This is a genomic window from Bacillus sp. CCB-MMP212 (genome assembly GCF_022748145.1).
Taxonomy (GTDB): Bacteria; Bacillota; Bacilli; order Bacillales; family Bacillaceae_G; genus Bacillus_A; species Bacillus_A cereus.
Map to the genome: position 1 here is coordinate 109,032 of NZ_JALDQE010000003.1, position 22,481 is coordinate 131,512.

The window sequence follows — 22,481 nt, forward strand, 5'->3', positions numbered from 1 at the left end:
ATATAAAAGCGAACCAGTTATACTGGGACTCGCTTTTTATATAATTTTTAGAACGGGTCAACTTCAGCTAAATCAGGGTTAGCATTCGGATTTGTTAATAAGGTTTTCAGCTCACCTACTTCTGAGAGAGCAACGAGGATATAACCACTAATAAGGACGATGAGTCCAATGACCCGTAATGTTTGCAGTGTAATGTCACGGCTATTGTTTTCGGAGTTGTCTTGGGGCGGAGAAGGTGGATTATTGTTCATAGTTAGGCTCCCATCTTTTTTATTTATATGTGCGAAATCATTATTTAACTTATGGATAGGAATTATATAGTCATTTTCACTATATGAAAAATGCCTATGAAAAGTGATAAGGAATTTTGGGGCGAGAAAAGAGAGGAATCCAAAAGATTATTAAAACTGAACTTTTGGGTTCCCCTCTTTTTATTTATCCTGCTATTTGTGGTGGTCGGATTGCCTGTAAACGACCAGTTGGTGAGGGCTAATAATCAGTGGGGATGAATAAAACCCCACTGATTAATTATTTTCATGTAAATAAAAGGAGGTTAGTTAACCAAAGTATTTATCCTAATATACGCAACGATTCTTCAATAAACGCCGGTATATCTTCTGGTTGTCTACTTGTGACTAACTGATTTTGGCATACGACTACTTGTTTGTCGTGAAAGTTTCCGCCAGCGTTTTTTAAATCGACTTCAATAGATTTATATCCAGTTACATCACGTCCTTCAAGTGTTTGTGCAGTGATGAGTAGCTGAGGTCCGTGACAAATAGCGAAAACGGGTTTGTCCGCATCCATAAATGCTTTACTAAAGCATACAAAACGCTCATCTGCACGGAGTATATCAGGGGAAAATCCACCTGGTATGAAGAGGGCATCAAAGTTCTCTGGAGAAACATCATCAATACTTTTATCAATTACGACTTCACTTTTTCCTTGCTTACCGTGTACTGTTTTCCTTTTTTCCATTTCAATGGTTGTTAATTCATATTCCTTTTGATTAAAAGCTGCTACCGGCTCTGTGTATTCTGTGTCCTCGAAATAATCCGTTATTAAAATAGCAATTTTTTTACTCATTGCATTCAGCTCCTTACATTATATTGTCGGTTCCAGAATCATCCTTGAGCAATGCCTTTTATAAAGTGAAACTTGAATTCATATTTTTTCATTCCCTCCACTTTCTTTGCCCTGTTAATTTAATAAATACCCTTTTTATTAGGACGTAAACATGTATTATCGTTTTTGTATGTAAAAATCATAAAATATCGGTTGTTTCAGTGATTCTTGTTTGAGGAAGCAAAATAAAAAATCCAAGGAGATAATTTATTTGCTCCTTGGATTTTAAGATATTTCTTTTCGTTAAAACGAAGAAACGCGTTGCTTCGTTTTTGGTACAATAATAAATTTAATCCAGAGTAACCCGCCAGACATAATGATAAGGCTATGTAAAAATTGACCTGTAGCAATGAGTATAACACTCGAAAATAAAATGAGTTGAATGCTTAGCAATATAAAGATTAAGCTAAGAAATTGCTTCATCCTTTCTTCAGTATGGATTGGATATAATGCTACAATAATATTTCCCGAAAAATATTTCCACAGTGAACGGAGCTGCATAGAAATCATATATAGAACGATGTAAGCGATAGCGCCTTTTACGTATATATTTGGTATGAAATATAAGGCGAAAGCACCGATCAATCCTAAGCGAATATATATACCGAAATAATCATTCCCGCGTAAAAATGCTAATGTATGTAAATAGAAGAAAGTTGCTCTTTTTTTATGTAATAAAGGTTCAATCCAATTTGTAAGCCATTTTCTTTTATTTACTTGTTTGTTCAGTTGCGGAACATCAGTGAAGATGCTAGCGAATTGATAAAAACGAACGTTCATTTTTTTTTCTTGCTCGATTATGTAATCCCACGGTATTCGTTTTGTAGGCTGTTTTTTCGTATATAGAAGTAGGAAAGCAAGTAGTAAGAGTAATCCGCCTAATATGAGAACATTTGCGGAATAAAACAGCATGTAAATGATTAAGGCATTACAAGTAATACGGATGATCAGCCATATGTTTTTGTCGTGACTATCACGCCACATCCAATGTATGTACATGTTCCAAGCTTTCGTAATCATTAATACGATAAAGATTGTACACAAAAAAGGTACAGTTAATTGCAATGATTGCATAGCAAGTGGAACGAGAATAAGGAACGTAAATAACAATGGGAAAAGCTGAATGATGTAATTGTATAGAAGAGATTTTTTGAAATAAGATGTTAATTTCTCTTCTAGTGCTAGTAAATAGACAGCATCAGGTTTTTGAATAAATGTACGGATAGGGCATCTCGTTATAATGAATGTAAGTACAATCGTTATAATTATTAAAGATATTCCTTTAGAAGGAGATGCTTTTAGAAACTGAGCATAATAATATGCACCAACGCATGAAATAAAGATAAAGCTATATAGTAAACCGTTAATCATACGTGCAAAGTATGTAATGATATTTTGAATATGTTGTTGGAAGCGACTGCTCCATAGCGATTCGATTGACATGTTTCTCACCTCTTTGTTCTATTATATATGTTTTACAAAAGAAAAAACGAGCAAATTGCGTTATGCAACTTGCCCGTTTTTCTTTTCGTTATTTTTTTTCTGATCACGATTCATTAATGGATAGAAAGCAAATCCAATTACGAATAAACCAATTCCGAGAAGGAACGTTTTTATATCGGATGCACCGGTTTTAATAACCCATAGTGCGTAGCAAAGTGCGATAACTGCGACTATGCCATCTGTAATTCTTGCCCGCATTTCATTTTTATATGTTTCACCAGTTGCGACTAGTTTTAACTGGAAGATTGGTGAAACGAGATATGGAATGAGGTAGGCCAGTGTCGATACGGTAATAACGAATGTATAAGCTTCCGCAATGGTTCCTGATAATGTTGAGAATAGGAATACTTGCGACATAATGTTTGTTAATCGTAATGAGTAAATTGGACTTCCTTTTTTATTTGTTTTCGTGAAGAAGGAAGGGAAGAAACCTTCTTTTGCTGCTTGATAAGGTACTTCTGAGCTTAATAAAATCCAGCCTAAGATAGAACCGAACAGGGAAGTAAGAGCAAGTAATGCCATCAGTTTCCCGCCGCCATGACCCATTGCAGCGTTTAATGCATCTGCTAATGGACGTTCAGAAGCTTGTAATTTATCAACGTGAAGTACACCCATTGTTAAAATTGTAATTCCTAAGTAAATTGCAACTGTAATAAGTAATCCCGCAACTGTTGCACGTTTTACCGTTTTTGGAGAAACAGCACGGTTTGATAAAAGAACGGCTGATTCAATTCCGATAAACGCCCAAAGCGTTGTAAGAGCAGCTAAATTTACTTGTGAAAGAAGACCGTGTGATGCACCTGATTTATCAATCATCGGTGTGTACCATTGTCCAAATTTAGAAGCTTCGAATGCAAATAACGTAACGACGATGAATAAAAGGAATCCAGTTACTTTCGTTGTTGTTGCTAAGAAGTTTAGTTTTCCAGCTCCGCTTACACCATTTGTTAATATAATATGAGTTCCCCAAAGTAAGATGGAACAAATCGTAAATGTAATTAGTTTTCCGACTTCTATGTTAAAAGAACCGATTGAAAATAGTAGTCGCGTATCTTTCATAATTGGGAAGAAGAGTGATAAATATCCCGCAAATGATGTAATGATGGCAACGTTACTTGCCCAGTTTGCAACCCAATATCCCCATACCATACTGAAGCCAGCCATTTTTTTCTTTTTTGGTGTTGAGAATAAAGCATATGCATGACTTTGTGGTCCTGTCGTTAAATCAGGACGACGAATTGCTAAATTACCGAAAACAAGAGCTAGCATTAAAACACCAAACCCTGTAGTTAACCAAGCTAAAGTGACACCGAGTGGGCTTGCTGTTTGTGCCAACGTACTTGGCACCATGAAAATACCAGCGCCAACCATGTTACCGACAACGAAAGCTGTTAGTACCCAAAAGCCCCATTTTTTTTGTTGCATAGAAAATACCTCCAAAGTTAGTATAACCAAGTCAAGCGAGGAGATATGTATGTCTTCTTAGTAGAGAAGAGAAGTCCCAAACAAAACAAAAAAAGCACGTAATCTGCCGCTACATGCTTTCTATCTTATAAGAAACCCACGACATACCTCTCGATAGCTCTCCACAAACGAAACGTTTGTGACAGTTCTGCACTTATTAAATGCAGACCCAGCAAGCGTGCATGGTGGACACGACTTACTTCGGCAACCATTCCTTTCTCATTCCTTCATCAATGCCACTACATCTCCTGAAATGATACTCTTAATGATTGCAACCTCTACCTCACCGAGATACGAATGAGGATTTAAATATTAAATTAACGTCTTTAAGAGTAACAAATGTATTTTTATACGTCAATGGATATAGTAATAATCAGATTATAGAGAAGAGTTTGTGATTAAAAGTAAGTTAAGAGAAGATGTAACGATTATTAGTTCTGCAGAAGAAACAGCGATAGAGTTAAGTACGATTTTACAGCACAAAGGAATTTTGTCTGACAATCTGAATCCGAAGCATCGCTTTTTTACAACGGGATCTGTTTTATCATTTGAACATATTGCTGAGCGATGGCTAGGGTATCACATTTCTGTAGAATGTGTGGATTTACCCGTAAAGAATGCTCGTATCTGTAATTAGACTGTATTAAAGTACTTTTTGTTCAATAAATTAGGTTAGTTGCATAAGAAGGAAAAAATGCACTTTTAATTGAAAGGATTAAGGTCATTTCAATTAAAGGGGAGATTGGATTATGGAATTATCAAGATCTCAATTATTTGCTTTAGAGTATATTTCAAAATATGCAGAGAACGAAAAACGTGGGGCTAAAGCAACGATTAATCATATACTTAACATGTGTAATATTACAGATGAAATATTTGAAGAAGCTGTCGCTAATTTAAAATCTCATGCAAGGATCGCTTTACACTTTCATCCAGACAGACTAGATTCGAGTATGAAAAGTGTTGCTGAAGCATTGTTTGAACAAGGAGTATATAAAAGTCAATTTGAAACGTTGCTATCTAATGGAAGCGTATCTGCTTACCCTGGTGGTGAACGTGACCTTTGGGAAAAGAGAATATTTGGAGGGGCATATCAATTAGAAGGCGTAACGAATGATCAACGTCCAAAATACGGAGCGCTAAATTTGATGTTACATCCAGATGGGCCGGCTCCGCGTTTTGGATCCTGTTATTTTCTCTTATCTCCAAAAGTTTCTTCGCGCTCTACATATACATATTTAGATTCACATCAAGATCCGAAAGAAAAGGGGACTTATGAGGAGTTTGATATGATTTTAGCTGCTCTTTTGGAAGAGGCATTCGTAAGAGATTTTGCAATTGGTGAAGGAAATTTGACTCCAACAATAATAATTAATCATTTATTGGCTAATCTGAAAAGGCCGTTTATAGATTTAGTAAGCAAAGAGCCAGCCCGTAATCTTAATCATTATATTGAAGCGCAGATTCATGGAGAGATTTCTCTTAAAGAAGACGTAGAGGTGCTTGTTGCAGATCCTTCATTTAAGGGTACGGATGTAGGAAGAGTTTTAGAAGAAATTTGCCTGAAGTATGCTATTGATTTGTATTGGCACATCGGTTTTGTACTTGCGGTAGACGAAGTTCCGATGGATTTTAGAGGTTCAAAAATGCCATCTTTAGCAAGACGTATTGCACGGAATCATTGTATCGATGCAAATATAATTGGTTCTGCTGTAGTGGATTTGAAACGCAATCCATTATCTTGGAGTAATCGTGGAACTTATGAAGAAGTGCTTCAGGAATTAAAATTATTATGGCATGTTTTAGTTCGATTTGGAAAACCAAATCAGAAGTAGAACGAAATACTCCGTTTTTGGAAGTATTTATATAGAAAAGAAGCTGATCTATTTATAGATCAGCTTCTTTTTATAAGATTAAACTAAGTTTAATACAGTTACTTTTTCACGTGTCATAGACTCAAGGCTCTTACGAATACCTTGTGCGCCCATACCTGAACCTTTTACACCGATGAATGGGAAGTGGTCAGGGCCGCGCTCTGTACGTCCGTTAATTTGAACAGAACCAGTTTCGATTTTGTTAGCAATTGCAAATGCTTTGTTAATGTCTTTTGTGAAGACACTTGCTTGCAGACCGAACTCTGATTTGTTAGCAATTTCAATTGCTTGCTCGTCTGAAGAAACACGGATGATTGGAAGGATTGGGCCGAATGGCTCTTCCCAAGCAACTTTCATCTCTTCTGTTACGTGATCGATTAATGTTGGGTAAATTAAGTTACGCTCACGTTTGTTACCGATAACGATTGTAGCACCTTTTTCTACAGCGTCGTCAACTAAACCTTGAACGAAGTCAGCAGACTTGTCGTCGATTAATGGAACGATTGTGCTATCTTGTTCTGGAGATCCAACTGATAGTTCAGCTACTTGTGCTTTTAATAAGCTAACAAGCTCGTCCGCTACGTTTTCGTGTACAAGTACACGTTTAATAGCTGTACAACGTTGACCAGAGTAAGAGAATGCACCGCTTACGATATGGTTTGCAGCATCTTGTAAGTCAGCATCTTCACGAACGATACCAGGATCTTTACCACCAAGTTCTAATACAAGTGGAATCATTGAAGCTTTTTTCGCTAAATGTTTACCTGTGTTTGTACCACCTGTGAACGATACCATATTGATGCCTTCGTGTTCTACTAAGTAGTCACCAATTACAGAACCGCGTCCTGTAGCTACGTTTACAAGACCTTTTGGAAGGCCAGCTTTATGAAGTGCTTCAACCATTTTAATACCACTAATTGCACCTTGAGTTGCTGGTTTGAAAATAACAGCGTTACCCATAATTAATGCTGGTGCAAGTTTTGCAGCAGATAAGTTTACTGGGTAGTTAAATGGTGCGATTGCTAATACAACACCAAGTGGTGCGCGTTGGATAATCGCAAGTTTCGATTTCGTTCCGCCAGGGAAGCTATCGCCCATCATGCTTTCTCCGTGCATATGTAAAGCTTCTTCGATCGTGTAACGAATGAAGTCAGCTGTACGAACAACTTCTTTCTTCGCATCTTTATAGCCTTTACCGACTTCTTTCATAATGATATCGGCAATTTCATCCTGCATATTTACGAGCTCATCAGCCCATTTATATAAGTATTTTGCGCGATCTTGTAGGGAAGCTTCAGCCCATGATTTTTGAGCTTCTTTTGCAGATGCAATTGCTTCATCTACTTCTCCGCGAGTAATTGCTTGTACTTGTCCAATTACTTCGTGTAAGTATGGAGATGGAATTTCGATTGTTTCTCCTGAAGAGCTTTCTCTCCATTCTCCGTCTAAATAAAATTTGTACGTATTGCTAGTTGTCATGATTAGTCCTCCTAAAATAGCAACTTGTAAGAGTGAGTATAAGGTGATTGTAGGGGGTTTGATAACATTTTTCAAATGAAATGTTTGTGAAAACGATTTCTTATTCTTTTTTTATTTTGTATGCCCTTTCTTACAGAACATTCTTTTATTTCAAACTGGTTTATTATGTCATGAACCATTTGCATTTTCGTGCATTTTACTTTATGTGTAAAAAAATAATTGACAGAATACTCAATAAAGTTGTAAGATTATAAATGGAAAATAAATGAAGGGGGTGTGCGTAATGATTGTAATCGTAAATGTAATGAGCTTAGCTCTGTTAAATGGCAGAAAACATTTATATCATTACGCAACCCGTGCGGATATATAGGGCATCTTTGTCTTATAAAAAGCGTACGTTGCGTATATCGTAACGTACGCTTTTTATGCATTCCTGTGCATATCGTCAAGCGGCGGTATGCTTTTTTTTGTTTATTTTCCATATTCCTATATAAAACTTTGGAAGGTGGAAAAATGTGATGAGATTGTATGGGTTACGAAATGTAAATGTAATGGGTTTGGATAGTGGATAAAGAAATGAGAAGTAAACGAGAACGAGAAGGGAGAGGTTACATTGTTATCAGTATTACTAAAGTTAAAGTGGTTTTTTAAAGAGCACTGGAAGAGATATAGTATTGCCATTGGAGCTCTTTTAATTGTGAATATAGTTGAAGTGATTCCCCCGAAAGTGTTAGGGGCTACGATAGATAACATAAAAACAGGAACGTTATCAAACGAAGCTATTATGCAATCTATTCTTATTTTAATAGGGGTTACGATCGTTGGATATGGCCTCACTTTCGTATGGCAACATCAATTGTTTGGCGGTGCATTTGTACTTGAGAAAACGATGCGCTCTAAATTTATGGGTCATTTACTTAAGATGACGCCGACTTTTTATCAAAAAAATCGTACTGGCGACTTAATGGCGAGGGCAACGAATGATTTAAAAGCAATCGCTATGACAGCTGGTTTTGGTATATTAACGCTTGTAGATTCTAGTTTATACATGCTTACGATCGTTTTTATGATGGGATTTACAATTAGTTGGGAGCTTACATTTGCAGCGCTTATCCCGCTTCCAATTATGGCGTATGCGATGAATATATATGGAAAGAAATTGCATGAAAGATTTACCGTTGCGCAAGATGCGTTTGGTGATATGAACGATAAAGTGCTTGAATCAATCGCTGGTGTGCGCGTTATTCGTGCATACGTACAAGAGAATGCAGACGAGGAAAGATTTCATCATTTAGGAGATGACGTCTACGAAAAAAATATGAAGGTAGCGAGAATTGATGCATTATTCCAACCAACTGTGAAAATGCTTGTCGGTCTTAGTTATTTAATCGGCTTAGTGTACGGTGCATACCTTGTGTTCCAGTCAAAGGTGACGCTTGGTGAACTCGTTTCTTTTAACGTTTATTTAGGAATGATGATTTGGCCGATGTTTGCAATTGGTGAACTAATTAATGTTATGCAAAGAGGAAATGCTTCGCTTGACCGTGTGAATGAAACGTTAGCGTATGAACCGGATGTAAAGGATCCGAAACATCCAAAGCTTGTACAAGAGCCGGATTATATTCAGTTTGATGATGTGTCTTTCTCATACCCTTCATCAACTGGAGAAAATTTAAAGAAGGTTTCTTTCACATTAAAGCAAGGAGAAACGCTAGGGGTTGTCGGAAAAACAGGAAGTGGGAAAACGACGCTTGTACGTCAGCTTCTTCGCCAATATCCGCTTGGAGATGGAGATATTGCAGTTTCTGATGTGACATTAGATAAAATAAAGAATGAAAATGTACTCGGGTGGATTGGCTATGTACCGCAGGAGCATATTTTGTTCTCAAAAACAGCGCGAGAAAATATTTTATTCGGAAATAGGGAAGCGACTGAAGAAGAACTAGAGAAAGCAATTGAAATTGCTGCGTTTAAAAAGGATTTAGAGTTTTTACCAGAAGGATTAGAAACGCTCGTTGGAGAGAAAGGTGTTTCTTTATCCGGAGGGCAAAAACAAAGGATCTCGATTGCAAGAGCTGTTATTCAAAATCCAGAAATTTTAATTTTGGATGATTCTTTATCAGCTGTAGATGCTCGTACGGAAGCAGCGATCATTGAAAATATTAGAACGGAAAGAAGCGGAAAGACGACGATTATTACGACGCATCGTTTATCTGCAGTGCAACATGCGGATTGGATTCTCGTTATGGACGAAGGTGAAGTAATGGAAGAAGGTACGCATGCTCAGCTTATCCAAAGCGGAGGCTGGTATGCTGAGCAGTTTGAAAGACAACAAGGCGAAAGTGAAAGTGCGGATAGTGGGGTGAAAATATGAGCGTTTCAAAAAGATTATTTCAATATGCGATGAAAGTGAAAGGGACGATTTTTGCTGCGATGTTAATGTTATTTATTTTCGTCATCGCAGAGCTTGCTGGTCCTTTCGTTGCTAAAACGATGATTGATGATCATATCGTCGGGATAGAGAAACCTTGGTATGAAACAGAAAAGAGTGAAGAAGCTGTTTCATATAATGGCGCTTTTTATAAGCGAAGTGATCGCTTTGAACAAGGCGAGACAAAAGGTAAAGAAGTACGTGTGATGCAAGTCGGTTTTCAATATTATTTTGTACCGAATAAAGTAAATGAGGAAGGGTCACGTACTGTAAAAGGGGATATGATTACCGTTCAAAATGGTAAAGCGGTGCAAGTTTATAAAGCGCAAGCATTAACAAAGGAAGAAGTATTTGCATTTTATAAGCCAGAAATAAACCGTCTATTATTACTTGGTGGTGGCTATTTCGCTTTATTAGTAGTCGTGTCATTATTTGCATACGGAAAGCAGTTCTTCTTGCAGAAGGCAGCGAACAAAATTATTCAAATTATGAGGGAAGATGTTTTTTCTCATATTCAAACGTTGCCAATTCGGTACTTTGATCATTTACCGGCGGGGAAAATTGTTTCGCGTGTGACGAATGATACAGAGGCCATTCGTGATTTATATGTAACGGTGCTGGCAACATTCGTTTCTAGTATCATCTATATTATTGGGATATTCGCTGCGTTATTTTTATTAGATGTGAAGCTCGCTTCATTATGTTTATTAATTATCCCAATTTTAATTGTTTGGGCGATTCTTTATAGAAAATATGCGTCTGTATACAACCATAAAATGCGTTCCCGTTTATCTGATATTAACGGAACAGTGAATGAATCCATTCAAGGGATGCCGATTATTCAAGCGTTTCGTCAAGAGCGTGAAACGAAAAAAGAGTTTGAAGAATTAAATGGCGATTATTTTAAGTATCAAAATAAAATTTTAAATTTAAATGCAGCAACTTCGCATAACTTAGTAGCCGTATTAAGAAATATCGCTTTCACAGGAGTAATTTGGTATTTCGGCGGTGCGTCATTAAGTGCTACAGGTATTATTTCACTTGGGGTACTGTATGCGTTCGTCGATTATTTAACACGATTATTCTCGCCAATTACGAATATGGTGAACCAGCTTGCAAACTTAGAGCAAGCGCGCGTTGCATCAGAACGTGTCTTTGAATTGTTAGAGGAAAAAGGGGAAGCGGTAGAAGAAGAACGCATGCCTCGTTTAAAAGGAAATGTAAAATTTGATAATGTATCATTTTCTTATAATGGAAAAGATGAAGTGTTAAAAAATATTTCTTTTGAAGCGAAACAAGGCGAGACAGTGGCACTTGTTGGTCATACTGGATCAGGAAAAAGTTCTATCATGAATGTACTCTTTCAATTTTATGAGTTTGAAAAAGGAAAGCTTACGATTGACGGTCACGATGTAAGAGAAATGCCGAAACAAGCAACTCGTGAGCATATGGGAATCGTACTGCAAGATCCGTTTTTATTTAGCGGGACGGTCGCTTCCAATGTAAGCTTAGAAAACGAAAAAATTTCAAAAGAGCGTATCATAAAAGCATTGCATGATGTTGGTGCTGAAAGATTTGCAAACAATATAAATGAAGAAATTACAGAAAAGGGAAGTACGCTTTCCACTGGAGAACGTCAGCTTATTTCGTTTGCTAGAGCACTCGCTTTTGATCCAGCTATCTTAATTTTAGATGAAGCAACATCTAGTATTGATACAGAAACAGAGGCGATGATTCAACAAGCACTAGAAGTTGTGAAAAAAGGAAGAACGACATTTATTATTGCGCACCGTCTTTCAACAATTAAAAGCGCAGATCAAATTATTGTACTCGATAGAGGAACAATTTTGGAAAAAGGTTCCCATGATGAACTAATGAAAAAGCGCGGGCGTTATTATGATATGTATAAAACGCAAATGGAAGGAAACCAGAGCGCTTCATAGGTATGGAGGAGAACTTGCGATTTTTGCAAGTTCTTTTTTAGTGAATCAGGGCAGTTAAATAAGAAGTATTGTTTTACCTTTTTCTTTATAAATGCTATATTTAAAAATGTTACTTATTTTTTGTATGTAGGGGTATTTTTCCCTTTTGTTTGATTATGAAGAAAAAGGATAAACTAAATAAGAACATTTTCATTGAAAAATTGTTCAAGATTGCATACAATCAATATAGTTTTTAAATTCCTATCAGAATACTTGGAGGATTACTATCATGAAGAAATTATTTTCAGTGCTTGCAGTAACTACATTAGCGATCGGGATTGTAGCCGGCTGCGGTAAAGAAGAGAAAAAAGATACAGCTAGTCAAGACGCCTTACAAAAGATTAAACAAAGCGGTGAACTTGTAATTGGTACAGAAGGTACATACCCACCATTTACGTTCCACGATTCAAGCAATAAATTAACTGGATTCGATGTTGAACTATCAGAAGAAGTTGCAAAACGTTTAGGTGTAAAACCTGTATTTAAAGAAACACAATGGGATAGCTTACTTGCTGGCCTTGATGCAAAACGTTTCGATATGGTTGCAAACGAAGTTGGTATTCGTGAAGATCGTCAAAAGAAATACGATTTCTCTAAACCATACATTTCATCTTCAGCGGCATTAGTTATCGCAAAAGATAAAGATAAGCCTGCTACATTTGCTGATGTAAAAGGGTTAAAAGGAGCACAATCTTTAACGAGTAACTATGCAGATATCGCTAAGAAAAACGGTGCAGAAATCGAAGGTGTAGAAGGATTTAGCCAAGCGGCAGAATTATTAGCTTCAGGACGCGTTGATTTTACAATTAATGATAAGTTATCAGTATTAAATTATTTAGAAACGAAAAAAGATGCAAAAATTAAAATTGTAGATACAGAAAAAGAAGCTTCACAAAGTGGATTCTTATTCCGTAAAGGTAGCGATAAGCTTGTACAAGAAGTAGATAAAGCGTTAGAAGATATGAAAAAAGACGGTACGTATGACAAAATAACGAAAAAATGGTTCGGTGAAAATGTATCTAAGTAGTGCATTGGTTTCAGATCGATTGTCTACTTGGATAGATATTATGCAGACTTCCTTCATGCCTATGCTGAAGGAAGCTGTTTTTACAACAATTCCATTAACGCTTATTACATTTATTATCGGGATTATACTGGCAACGTTAACAGCGCTCGCACGTATTTCTGGTAGTCGTATTTTACAATGGATTGCTCGTATCTATGTATCTATCATTCGCGGAACGCCACTTCTTGTACAATTATTTATTATTTTCTATGGACTTCCAACTCTTAATATTGAAGTTGAGCCATATACAGCAGCAGTTGTTGGATTTTCATTAAATGTCGGTGCATATGCATCGGAAATTATTCGTGCTTCTATCCTTTCCATTCCGAAAGGGCAGTGGGAAGCAGCTTACACAATTGGGATGACATACCCGCAAGCGTTAAAACGTGTTATTTTACCACAAGCGACGCGTGTATCAATCCCGCCGCTTTCAAATACATTTATTAGCTTAGTGAAGGATACTTCATTAGCATCGTTAATTTTAGTAACAGAAATGTTCCGAAAAGCGCAGGAAATTGCGGCGATGAACTACGAATTTTTAATTGTTTATTTTGAAGCAGGTCTTATTTATTGGGTTATTTGTTTCTTATTATCAATCGTACAACAGATGTTAGAAAAGCGTTCAGAACGCTATACGTTAAAATAATCCTTTTACAAAAGGAGTTTTTGTTTTTATGATTTCAATTCAACATTTACAAAAAAGTTTCGGAGATAATACCGTACTAAAGCATATAGATTTAACAGTTGAGAAGGGCGAGGTTGTTGTTATTATTGGGCCGTCTGGATCTGGTAAAACGACATTCTTGCGTTGTCTCAACGTACTAGAAACACCGGATGCTGGTAATATTAGCATTGGTAATAAAGAGCTTAATTTCGCTCAAAAAGTATCGAAGAAAGATATTGTAAATCTTCGTACACAAACAGGTATGGTCTTCCAGCACCATAACTTATTCCCTCATTTAACAGCACTTCAGAATGTAATGGAAGGGCTCATTACAGTGAAAAAAGTAGGGAAAGAAGAAGCAAAGAAAAAAGCAAACTATTTCCTTGAAAAAGTTGGTTTAGCAGATAAAGTGGATTTATATCCATTCCAATTATCAGGTGGACAACAACAGCGCGTTGGAATTGCGCGTGCGCTTGCGATGGAGCCAGAAGTGTTACTATTTGATGAGCCGACTTCAGCGCTTGATCCTGAACTCGTTCAAGAGGTTTTAAAAGTCATGAAAGAACTTGCTAAAGAAGGCATGACGATGGTTATTGTAACGCACGAAATGCGTTTTGCACATCAAATTGCCAACCGTGTTATTTTCATGGATGGTGGTGTCGTTGTCGAACAAGGTACACCAGAAGATGTATTTACAAATCCAAAAGAAGAACGCACGAAAAAGTTTTTACAAATGTTGCAGTAAATTAAGAAAGGTCTCAGGGTATATGCCCTGAGACCTTTTTGCCATATATATTTATTTTTGGAATCCGCCAAGGCTTTGCTCAGCCATTGCAACTAGACGTTTTGTAATTTCTCCACCAACTGAACCGTTAGCGCGAGCCGTAGAATCTGCTCCTAATTGTACACCAAATTCTTGAGCGATTTCGTACTTCATTTGATCGATTGCAGCTGTTGCACCTGGTACTACTAATTGATTTGAAGAATTTTGGTTTGCCATAGGAATATATCCTCCTTAGAGTTATAAAAATTTTTTTTGGTTGGACTAGCTGGAGTTGAACCAGATTATCGCCCCGGTTGGCGCTAATCCATCGGTAATTAAGTTTGTACTCATAGTATGGATGTTACCTAGAAAGATATACAAAATAATAATTTGTAAATTTTGTCAAAAAAACGTATTGATTTCGTAAATTATGAAATAAGAGTAATCGTTGTATTTTTAAGAAAACAGGCCAAACTAAGGAGGATATTAAATATAATTTTCTCAGTGTAGCCTGCTACTTGTAGGCTAATCATTAGCTTCTTATTTATGATTTATTGAAATGAAATCGGTAGCAACTTCATAGTTCTATTTTTAAGTAGGGATGGATTGACCGCTCCTATGCATGGGTAGGTGCTCTCTTCAATCTAAAAAAGAGAGGCTTTAAACGATAACGTATGGAGGAATCATGATGGGGATTTGCCCGCTTTGCAACGCATTAGAATCACAAACATATTCTTGTCAAAATTGCCAAAGTATACTCCAAGATTATGGGAAGTCTGTAGATTACATAGACGATTATAGTGCCTATATGGATCAAGAATTATTAAGTGCAGTAGATGGTTTAACGCATAATAATTCAAAGGAATATTGCAACCATATTTTTTATTGCGGGGTATGTAACGTGGAAACTGAGGTTGTAGTAAAACTTGTATAAATAGAAAACTTCCACCTTATTATCTAGGTGGAAGTTTTTGTTTTTGTATTTGTGAGTGAATCATAGGAGAAGGGATATGTTCGGTGTTTGATGAAGCCCCTGATTTTATTTGAGACATTTTTTCTTTTGTATCACGTAAAGAATGTTCAGTTAAGTAGACGGCATATTCGTAAAATAACTGGCGTGTCAGTTCACTTTGCTCTTTTAATTTTTTATCTTGGAATACAGTTCGCCCAGGTTTAGAGTTGGCTTCAAAGAGCCACGGATTTTCCTTCGTGTCTAAACCGATATCAAAACCGATTTCTCCAATATTTCCGGTTACTTGTTCATCGAGCGCGTAACTTATTTGTAAGGCGGTATGTTTTAATTTATTTTCAATTTGAACTTGTTTCGTTGAATCTGGAAAAAGTTCTTGTAGCAATTTTGTATCACCGCCGCTATTTACGTGCGTTGTTAAACTGCCTTTGCCGGCAATTTTGGCGACGATTGCACTAACTATCCAATTACCGAAATGATTTTTATTTGTATGAATGCGGAAATCAACAGGTTGCCCATCAAAGCGAAGTAACGAAATACCTTGCTGTACGATAAACTTTTTTAAATCATGTCCTTTTAATACGTGGTTTAGAAGAGTTTCTAATGATTGATACTTTCTTAGTTTATTTTCTTCATTTTCGCGATAACGACAGTAGTAGCAATTCTCTGTTTGAGAATAAAATATTTGATGAATATTTCTACCAAAGCTCCCGTGTATTGGTTTCATGTACACAGATTTATACGTGCCAAGAAACCGTTCTACTTGTTCAAAATGCTGAAATGCTTCTGTGTTTGGTAATAAGGGTCTAATTGATTCGTCTTTCATAAGAAGTTGATGAACTTCCCATTTATTGAAAAAACCTGGGTTAAACCATGGAATGGAGTAGTCTTGTTCTAACTTTCTTTTTGCTCTGACGATTGGTTTATAATTTTCAGCTTGTCGATTCGGTAATCGATCGTAAATGACATTTGGTAAAGGGACCTTTTTCTTTATCCATTGTTTTTCTTGAAAGAAATATCCTTCAATCGTTTCTTCTTCCCAGTGTATATGTTGAACGCCAAAGACGAATACGAACGGTCGTAATGAGAATGGTGGTGTTAACAACTCACTGAGAGCAATTGAACGATTTCCTAAAGGGTTAGAAGAATCATCGTTAAAGCCAGTTGTAAAAATGCCGATTAATGGTCCGAAAATAATTGTTTGGTTTTGTGTGAATGCATGAATAGTAGTGGATTGAGGTAGTAAAAGTTTTTCGGCAATATGTTTTCCGATAATAATTTCGCGAGTAAAGGAATAATGAATTTTCACCTCTTCACTTGCAATGTGACGTATACCGAAGGAGAGGGATGTAATAGGTGGTGTAATAGAAAAAACGTAAGGTAAAGTAATACTATTTGGATGTTCATCTGAAATGTTTAATGTATATATATGTTCTTTCAAAATAGGTTTACCTCCTTTCATTATGGTGTAAAGTGACTGAATTTAAGTGGTCCGTGAAATATCTTTTCAGCTAATGAATCACTATGACGAATGTATTGTTCGTAAGGGGGAATCGTGTTGACATACATAAGCCAAATTGCGCCTTTTTGATCCATAATTGTGGAAAGTTCTAGTTCAAATAACGAAGAATAAGACTGATCTAGTGTTTGGAATACTTCATTTATAATGTCGTGTAAAGCGTCTTGCAATAGTTGCACACCGGTACTAGATAGTACGTATTTAATTTTTGAAAATGAATGTAATGAATCATCGTCCGTTGCTGAGGGTAAAAGTTGATTAGGAAATGAGCTTTTTTGTATAAATTGACCGATAACAGTCCAAGTTTGTTCTTTGTTTTTTTGCAAAATGGTTCGAATGTGGAGTGGATATGTTAATTGATTTGGTGGTTGTAGCATAGTGTGCGCTATGTAACGGGATGAACGTATGTTAGATTTACACCAAGATATAAATTCGTCTGTCCGTTTTAATGGAAGAGAAGTATGGTATTTTTCATTTACTGTATCGATATGAAACGTTTTATTTTTGTAAGCAATTCGATATAAGTTATCCTTTGAATGTGTATTAGTGGGGCGTATAATAATATCTTTAGTTTTTAACAACAGTTTAAAAATGTTTTGTATCGTTGCCACTTCAAATTTTGGTATATAAGGAGACAGTTTTTTATTAGTGAGAAATAAATCATGTAGTTCACTTAAATTGATAAGTGTGTTATTTAAAAAGGTAGTGGAAGGACGATTGTGCAAAGAGTGAATAATTGATTTTGCTTTTTCAAAGTCTGTTTCCTCGTGAAAAGAATAACGATCATATATATAAGAAGGAATAGGGAATGTTTGCTCTTTCCATTTTCCTGTATCTGTATCGTAAATAAGACCAGAAATAAGGTCTGTTTTAGGATCAATACAAAATGGCGTAAACTGGGCAACGACATTATGATAAAGCCGAGCGCGTTTAGCGATTTCGGTGTAATACGTTTGTTCGTAATGAAGTTTAGAAGCTAAAAGACCGAGAACCAACGAAATCACTCCTTTACTACTATTTGCATAATAGGCGAAGCTATATATTGCAAATACGTTTTTATACCATTATACTTTTGTCCGTATGATGATATGCTATAGTTTTGGAGAAGTGAAAGGTTGATTGTAATGAATATATGGTTAAATATGTTAACGACGACAGGACTCGGAGCAATTATTGGGGGATATACGAATCATTTAGCGATAAAAATGTTATTTCGTCCTCATCGTCCTATTTATATCGGAAAGTTTCAAGTTCCATTTACACCAGGGTTAATTCCGAAGCGTCGTGATGAACTTGCTGTTCAATTAGGAAATATGGTTGTAGAACATTTGTTAACACCAGAAGGAATTGGAAAAAAGCTAACAAATGAAGAGTTTCAAAAAGGTTTAATTCACTGGGCGCAAGTGGAAGTGGATAAAGTAATTACGAATGAACAATCACTGCGACATATGTTAGAAAAATGGAATGTAGCGCATGTAGAAGAAGAAGCGACTCGAAAAATCGAACATGTTATTACAGAAAAAATTCATGCATTTTTAGCAGAGTATTATACATATACATGGGAACAGGCTTTACCTCATTCTGTAAATGAAAAAGTAGAGAATGCGATTCCGAATGTCTCGGCGTTTATTTTAGAGCGAGGAATTAGCTTTTTTGAAAGTGAAGAAGGGAAAGCACGTCTTTCAAACATGATTGATGATTTCTTTGCTTCTCGCGGAACGCTACTTAACTTAGTCGGAATGTTTTTAGGAAATGTAAGTGTAGTGGATCGTGTGCAGCCAGAAGTTATTAAGTTTTTAGGTCAAGATGGTACAAAGCAGCTTTTAACTGACGTACTGCAAAAAGAGTGGGAAAAGTTAAAAGGAAGAGATGTAAAAGAATTAGAAGCATTTGTAGAGAAAGAAATGATTGTAAGCTCCGTGCTGTCAGCAGTTAAAGTAGAGGAAACAGTGAGTAAGTTTTTAAATCAATCTGTTCAGCAAGTATGTGAGCCGGTTCGAGAAACAATTATTGAAAAAGTGGTTCCAAGTGCAGTAAAGAAAGGCTTGAAGTGGGGAACAGAAAACGTAGAGAGTATACTAAATAATCTACACCTTGCGGAAATTGTCCAGCAAGAAGTGTCTACATTCTCAACAGAAAGATTAGAAGACTTAGTTCTGTCTATTACGAAAAACGAATTGAAAATGATTACGTATTTAGGAGCATTATTAGGTGGAATGATCGGACTCGTACAAGGATTGTTACTATTGTTTCTTAGATAATAAGGTGAGTACATAGAAATAAAAGTGAAATTTCTTCACATCTCTTGCATAGTTTGATATGGTAAGAAGAGGTGCGTATGTAAATGCACTGAAAAGGCAGTGCGTATGAAAAGCGCTAGCCTTCTAAAGGAGGAAAAATAAAATGACAAAGAACATTCATGATGTTGCATATGAATTACAAAAAGCAATCGCTGAAAACGAAGACTTCAAAACTTTAAAAGAGAGCTACGCAGCAGTTCAAGCTGACACAGCTTCAAAGAACTTATTCGATGAGTTCCGTACAATGCAACTTAGCCTACAACAAAAAATGATGCAAGGCCAAGAAATCACTGAAGAAGACAACCAACAAGCACAAGAAGTTGTAGCTCGCATTCAACAAGATGCTAAAATTACAAAATTAATGGAAACTGAGCAACGCCTAAACGTTGTAATCGGTGACGTTAACAAAATTATCATGAAGCCACTTGAAGAATTATATAGCGCGCAACAACAAGCGTAATAGTGGAAGACGCCCCTAGTTTAGGAGCGTCTTTTTTGTTGTAGAAAAAGGCTTATATTTGGAATAAGGGAAATTGTACGTTTTATATTATATATCCGTATATTTCATGTTCGATAAAGCACAATCAATTTTTGATGAAATATGAATAAACTTTCATTAGTATTAACTAAGGTTTTTCTTTAAAATTACATATTAGGACAAGGAGGAAGGTGAACTGTGAGGCATTGTATCGAGTTAAATCACTTTAAATATGAAATATCATTAAAAAAGTTGGTACATGTGATGATGGAAAGTGATTTTTTATCAAAATTCTGAGCTAGTAGGAATTTTACTTATAAATGGGGCGGAAATTAGGATAAATACTATTAGTATTACAACTAACAAAGTAGAGATTTATAAAATGAATGATGAATTCTATCTAACAAATGTGAAAGTTATTCTATATTAGAGGGTAACTATATTTTTGTGCTTATAACCGTTAAATGAAATGTGTATGCTTTAATTTATGATGACAAAATGTAGAAAATGGAGTTATTGCTGTAGTTAAAAAGGAGTTTTGTACAAAAGTGATTCGAGTATTTAAGTATGAATATCAATTGATTGTAACGTTACTATCGCTTAGTTTATTTAGTTATTTTGCAATCGAAATTATGTTATATCCAAGGGTAGGGATTGAGATAGAGCATCAAGAAAATCATTTGGTGATTAATAATATTGTGAAAAATAGCTGGGCAGCAGAACAAGATCTAGCAATCGGGGATATTATTGAAAAAATAGATGGGATTCTATCTGATGATAACTCTAATATTTCATTATATGGTGCTACTGAAAGGGCAAAGAATATTACAATTAAGAAAGGGGGATCAATAGAAGAATATAAAGTAGATTATAATCCATACGATAAGCAATTGGTTTATCATCTTTTTTTACCAATGGTGTTTTATCTAACGTGTTTTTTTGTGGCGACATATATTTTAATACGTGCTCCATACTTGAATGCAGGAACGAAAGATTTAATCTATTTTCTGCATTGTTTAGGAATGAGTTACATTAGTATTATGGCGGGGTTACGAAAAGATTTAATAGCGTATATTGTAGTTGCTATTTCTTTAACGTACTCAGTTGTCTTTTTTATAAAATTTATGGACATGTTTACGAAAAACTTGAAGATAAGATTTATAACAAAAACAAAATTAATCTATGTGAATATAATAGCGTTTATTTTAGTTTGTTTAACCATTTTTATTTATTTAAAATATAATGGTTTAGCGACGAGTTATATTATATTGTTAAGTTCTGTTTTGTTTTTATTAACAGTGTATGCATTGTTTAGATTTTATTTTAAAAGTAGAAAAAGTTATTATTTTAAGTTTATAAGAGTTATTATTATGAGCGCAATCATATCAGCCATGCCATTTATATTCTTATTTTTAATTCCTAATTTGATAAATTACAAAGAAATAATAAGTGTCGAGACGACAGCGATCTTTTTTTTATTGGTTCCAATTTGTATTTTTTATATGATTATTGAAGGGAAAATATTTGATTATAATTTTGTCATTCGTAGAGTTCAATATTATGCTTTACTGTCGATATGTCTAACGGGTTTTATCGTTATATTAGGGATTTTAATTTTCCACAATACTGGCGATAACATATTAGATGTCATTCGATTTGCTAGTATCTTGTTTGTTTCGTTAATGCTTTCTTGCTTTATAAAGGATTATTTGGATTTTAAATTAAGGAAAAAATTATATCATTCTCAGAAAAATTATCAGTTTAGTTTACATAGGTTTTTACATCAGGCAAAAAATGAATATAAGTTTTCAAACTTAATTATTAGCATAAAGAGAGAAATCAAGGATGTATTAAAAATAGAAGAAATATGCTGCATTGAAGTGAGTAAAGGGGATAATTCTTTCCAAATGATTGGGGATGGATGTGTTTCTAAAGATGTGCTAAAGCAATTGAATGGATATCAGTTAGAGACATATACTGTTGGTTCCATTATACAATTAGAAGATCATTTTGTGTTTGTTTTGTCCATTTCAGCAAAAACAATAATTATATTGTTATGTAAATCTAATAATAGGAGAGGTTTGAACATTCAAGAAATTGGATGGTTAGAGACATTGTGTAGTTATGCTGATTTATTATTAGAATGCTCATATCAAGTGGAAGAATTAGTGAATCAGTTGCAAACGATAAACGAACCGAAACAGCCTCCAATTTGGCTTTCAAAGTTACTATTTAATTTGTCTGAAAAAGAGCGGACAAATTTGGCGAGTGATATTCATGATGGTGTATTACAAGACCAAATACGCTTGTCTAGGAAATTAGAGGCATATCATAAAGATATTCCAGATGTCGATATGAAAAACATAATTAACGAAGTATATGAAGATGTCTTAGATCATATTTATGTCATTCGTGAAACATGTAATAACTTACGTCCTCCATTTCTATATGAATTAGGTTTGAAAAAAGCATTATTAGATTTATTTAAACAAGTAAACCTTAAAGCTACATTTTTCTTCTATTATGAAATTCAAGATAATATTATTCTACCTAATGTAGAACATGAACAAGCAATTTATAGAATTATTCAGGAGTTATTAAATAATGCACTAAAGCATTCAAAAGCTTCTAAAGTTACAATTCGATTATATGAGCAAAATGGATATTTGAATTTAACTTATGATGATGATGGGATAGGAATGGGGATAGATTTAGACGAGTTAAATCATTCTTATAGTAGTTTAGGTTTATCCGGGATTGTAGCTAGAATTCATAGTTTAGGTGGAGAAATGTCAATAGATTCAAAGGTGAATAATGGATTAAAGATTAAAGTTAGTATGAAGATTGATTGATTAATTGATTC

At 35.2% G+C, this 22,481-nt stretch carries 18 protein-coding genes, 1 pseudogene and 1 riboswitch; of the genes and pseudogenes, 11 read left to right on the forward strand and 8 right to left on the reverse strand.

From position 1 onward, the window contains the following. Positions 1-47: 47 nt before the first annotated feature. From MRP26_RS08990 to MRP26_RS09005, 4 genes are all read right to left on the reverse strand, one after another. Positions 48-251, reverse strand: a complete 204-nt coding sequence (locus tag MRP26_RS08990; RefSeq protein ID WP_001063856.1) for a hypothetical protein — start codon at positions 249-251, stop codon at positions 48-50. Positions 252-570: 319 nt separating this feature from the next. Next, entirely contained in the window at positions 571-1,086 is a 516-nt protein-coding gene (locus MRP26_RS08995; protein ID WP_197241320.1) for a type 1 glutamine amidotransferase domain-containing protein, read from the reverse strand. Positions 1,087-1,368: 282 nt separating this feature from the next. Beyond that, positions 1,369-2,568, reverse strand: a complete 1,200-nt coding sequence (locus tag MRP26_RS09000; RefSeq protein WP_197241319.1) for an ABC transporter permease — start codon at positions 2,566-2,568, stop codon at positions 1,369-1,371. 60 nt (positions 2,569-2,628) lie between these two features. Continuing rightward, on the reverse strand, positions 2,629-4,053 hold the full coding sequence (locus MRP26_RS09005; protein ID WP_023521252.1) for an amino acid permease: 1,425 nt from the start codon (positions 4,051-4,053) through the stop codon (positions 2,629-2,631). A 146-nt stretch (positions 4,054-4,199) separates the two neighbouring features. Then, positions 4,200-4,381: riboswitch (Lysine riboswitch) on the reverse strand. Positions 4,382-4,480: 99 nt separating this feature from the next. Here MRP26_RS09005 and MRP26_RS09010 point away from each other — a divergent pair. Both MRP26_RS09010 and MRP26_RS09015 read left to right on the forward strand, forming a co-directional pair. Further along, positions 4,481-4,729: pseudogene (locus tag MRP26_RS09010) on the forward strand (glutamate racemase); the annotation flags it as partial. 112 nt (positions 4,730-4,841) lie between these two features. Continuing rightward, positions 4,842-5,927: a DUF3626 domain-containing protein gene (locus MRP26_RS09015; protein WP_197241317.1), complete on the forward strand. Its 1,086-nt coding sequence runs from the start codon at positions 4,842-4,844 to the stop codon at positions 5,925-5,927. Between the two features lie 78 nt (positions 5,928-6,005). Here MRP26_RS09015 and gapN read toward each other — a convergent pair whose 3' ends face one another. After that, complete coding sequence (gapN, locus tag MRP26_RS09020; RefSeq protein ID WP_000213615.1) at positions 6,006-7,445, reverse strand: NADP-dependent glyceraldehyde-3-phosphate dehydrogenase; 1,440 nt, start codon at positions 7,443-7,445, stop codon at positions 6,006-6,008. 613 nt (positions 7,446-8,058) lie between these two features. On the opposite strand from gapN, the gene MRP26_RS09025 reads away from it, so the two are divergent. The 5 genes from MRP26_RS09025 (at position 8,059) to MRP26_RS09045 (ending at position 14,333) form a co-directional block, all read left to right on the forward strand. Beyond that, positions 8,059-9,819, forward strand: a complete 1,761-nt coding sequence (locus tag MRP26_RS09025; RefSeq protein ID WP_197241315.1) for an ABC transporter ATP-binding protein — start codon at positions 8,059-8,061, stop codon at positions 9,817-9,819. Beyond that, positions 9,816-11,819, forward strand: a complete 2,004-nt coding sequence (locus MRP26_RS09030) for an ABC transporter ATP-binding protein (protein ID WP_197241312.1) — start codon at positions 9,816-9,818, stop codon at positions 11,817-11,819. Before MRP26_RS09025 ends, MRP26_RS09030 begins: the two co-directional genes overlap by 4 nt. A gap of 268 nt (positions 11,820-12,087) precedes the next feature. Next, the gene (locus tag MRP26_RS09035) at positions 12,088-12,885 is read left to right on the forward strand and encodes an amino acid ABC transporter substrate-binding protein (protein ID WP_016082716.1); all 798 of its coding nucleotides are present in this window, start codon (positions 12,088-12,090) and stop codon (positions 12,883-12,885) included. Beyond that, positions 12,872-13,570: an amino acid ABC transporter permease gene (locus tag MRP26_RS09040; RefSeq protein WP_000281499.1), complete on the forward strand. Its 699-nt coding sequence runs from the start codon at positions 12,872-12,874 to the stop codon at positions 13,568-13,570. Before MRP26_RS09035 ends, MRP26_RS09040 begins: the two co-directional genes overlap by 14 nt. A gap of 28 nt (positions 13,571-13,598) precedes the next feature. Further along, complete coding sequence (locus tag MRP26_RS09045) at positions 13,599-14,333, forward strand: amino acid ABC transporter ATP-binding protein (protein ID WP_000623598.1); 735 nt, start codon at positions 13,599-13,601, stop codon at positions 14,331-14,333. Between the two features lie 51 nt (positions 14,334-14,384). Here the strand turns inward: MRP26_RS09045 and sasP are convergent, their stop codons facing one another. Then, complete coding sequence (gene sasP, locus MRP26_RS09050; RefSeq protein WP_000013339.1) at positions 14,385-14,588, reverse strand: small acid-soluble spore protein, SasP family; 204 nt, start codon at positions 14,586-14,588, stop codon at positions 14,385-14,387. Between the two features lie 451 nt (positions 14,589-15,039). On the opposite strand from sasP, the gene MRP26_RS09055 reads away from it, so the two are divergent. Beyond that, positions 15,040-15,285 (forward strand): hypothetical protein, encoded by a 246-nt coding sequence (locus tag MRP26_RS09055; protein ID WP_197241308.1) that lies wholly within the window; start codon positions 15,040-15,042, stop codon positions 15,283-15,285. Between the two features lie 19 nt (positions 15,286-15,304). Here MRP26_RS09055 and MRP26_RS09060 read toward each other — a convergent pair whose 3' ends face one another. Both MRP26_RS09060 and MRP26_RS09065 read right to left on the reverse strand, forming a co-directional pair. After that, on the reverse strand, positions 15,305-16,762 hold the full coding sequence (locus MRP26_RS09060; protein WP_078401212.1) for a YheC/YheD family endospore coat-associated protein: 1,458 nt from the start codon (positions 16,760-16,762) through the stop codon (positions 15,305-15,307). A gap of 20 nt (positions 16,763-16,782) precedes the next feature. After that, positions 16,783-17,835, reverse strand: a complete 1,053-nt coding sequence (locus tag MRP26_RS09065) for a YheC/YheD family endospore coat-associated protein (protein WP_242806113.1) — start codon at positions 17,833-17,835, stop codon at positions 16,783-16,785. 129 nt (positions 17,836-17,964) lie between these two features. On the opposite strand from MRP26_RS09065, the gene MRP26_RS09070 reads away from it, so the two are divergent. From MRP26_RS09070 to MRP26_RS09080, 3 genes are all read left to right on the forward strand, one after another. Continuing rightward, complete coding sequence (locus MRP26_RS09070) at positions 17,965-19,101, forward strand: DUF445 domain-containing protein (protein ID WP_242806114.1); 1,137 nt, start codon at positions 17,965-17,967, stop codon at positions 19,099-19,101. Between the two features lie 142 nt (positions 19,102-19,243). Further along, a complete protein-coding gene (locus MRP26_RS09075; protein WP_000164614.1) occupies positions 19,244-19,600 on the forward strand; it encodes a YlbF/YmcA family competence regulator in 357 nt (118 codons plus the stop codon). Between the two features lie 566 nt (positions 19,601-20,166). Then, positions 20,167-22,470, forward strand: coding sequence for an ATP-binding protein (locus MRP26_RS09080; protein WP_197241302.1), 2,304 nt, complete (start codon positions 20,167-20,169; stop codon positions 22,468-22,470). Positions 22,471-22,481: the final 11 nt, after the last annotated feature.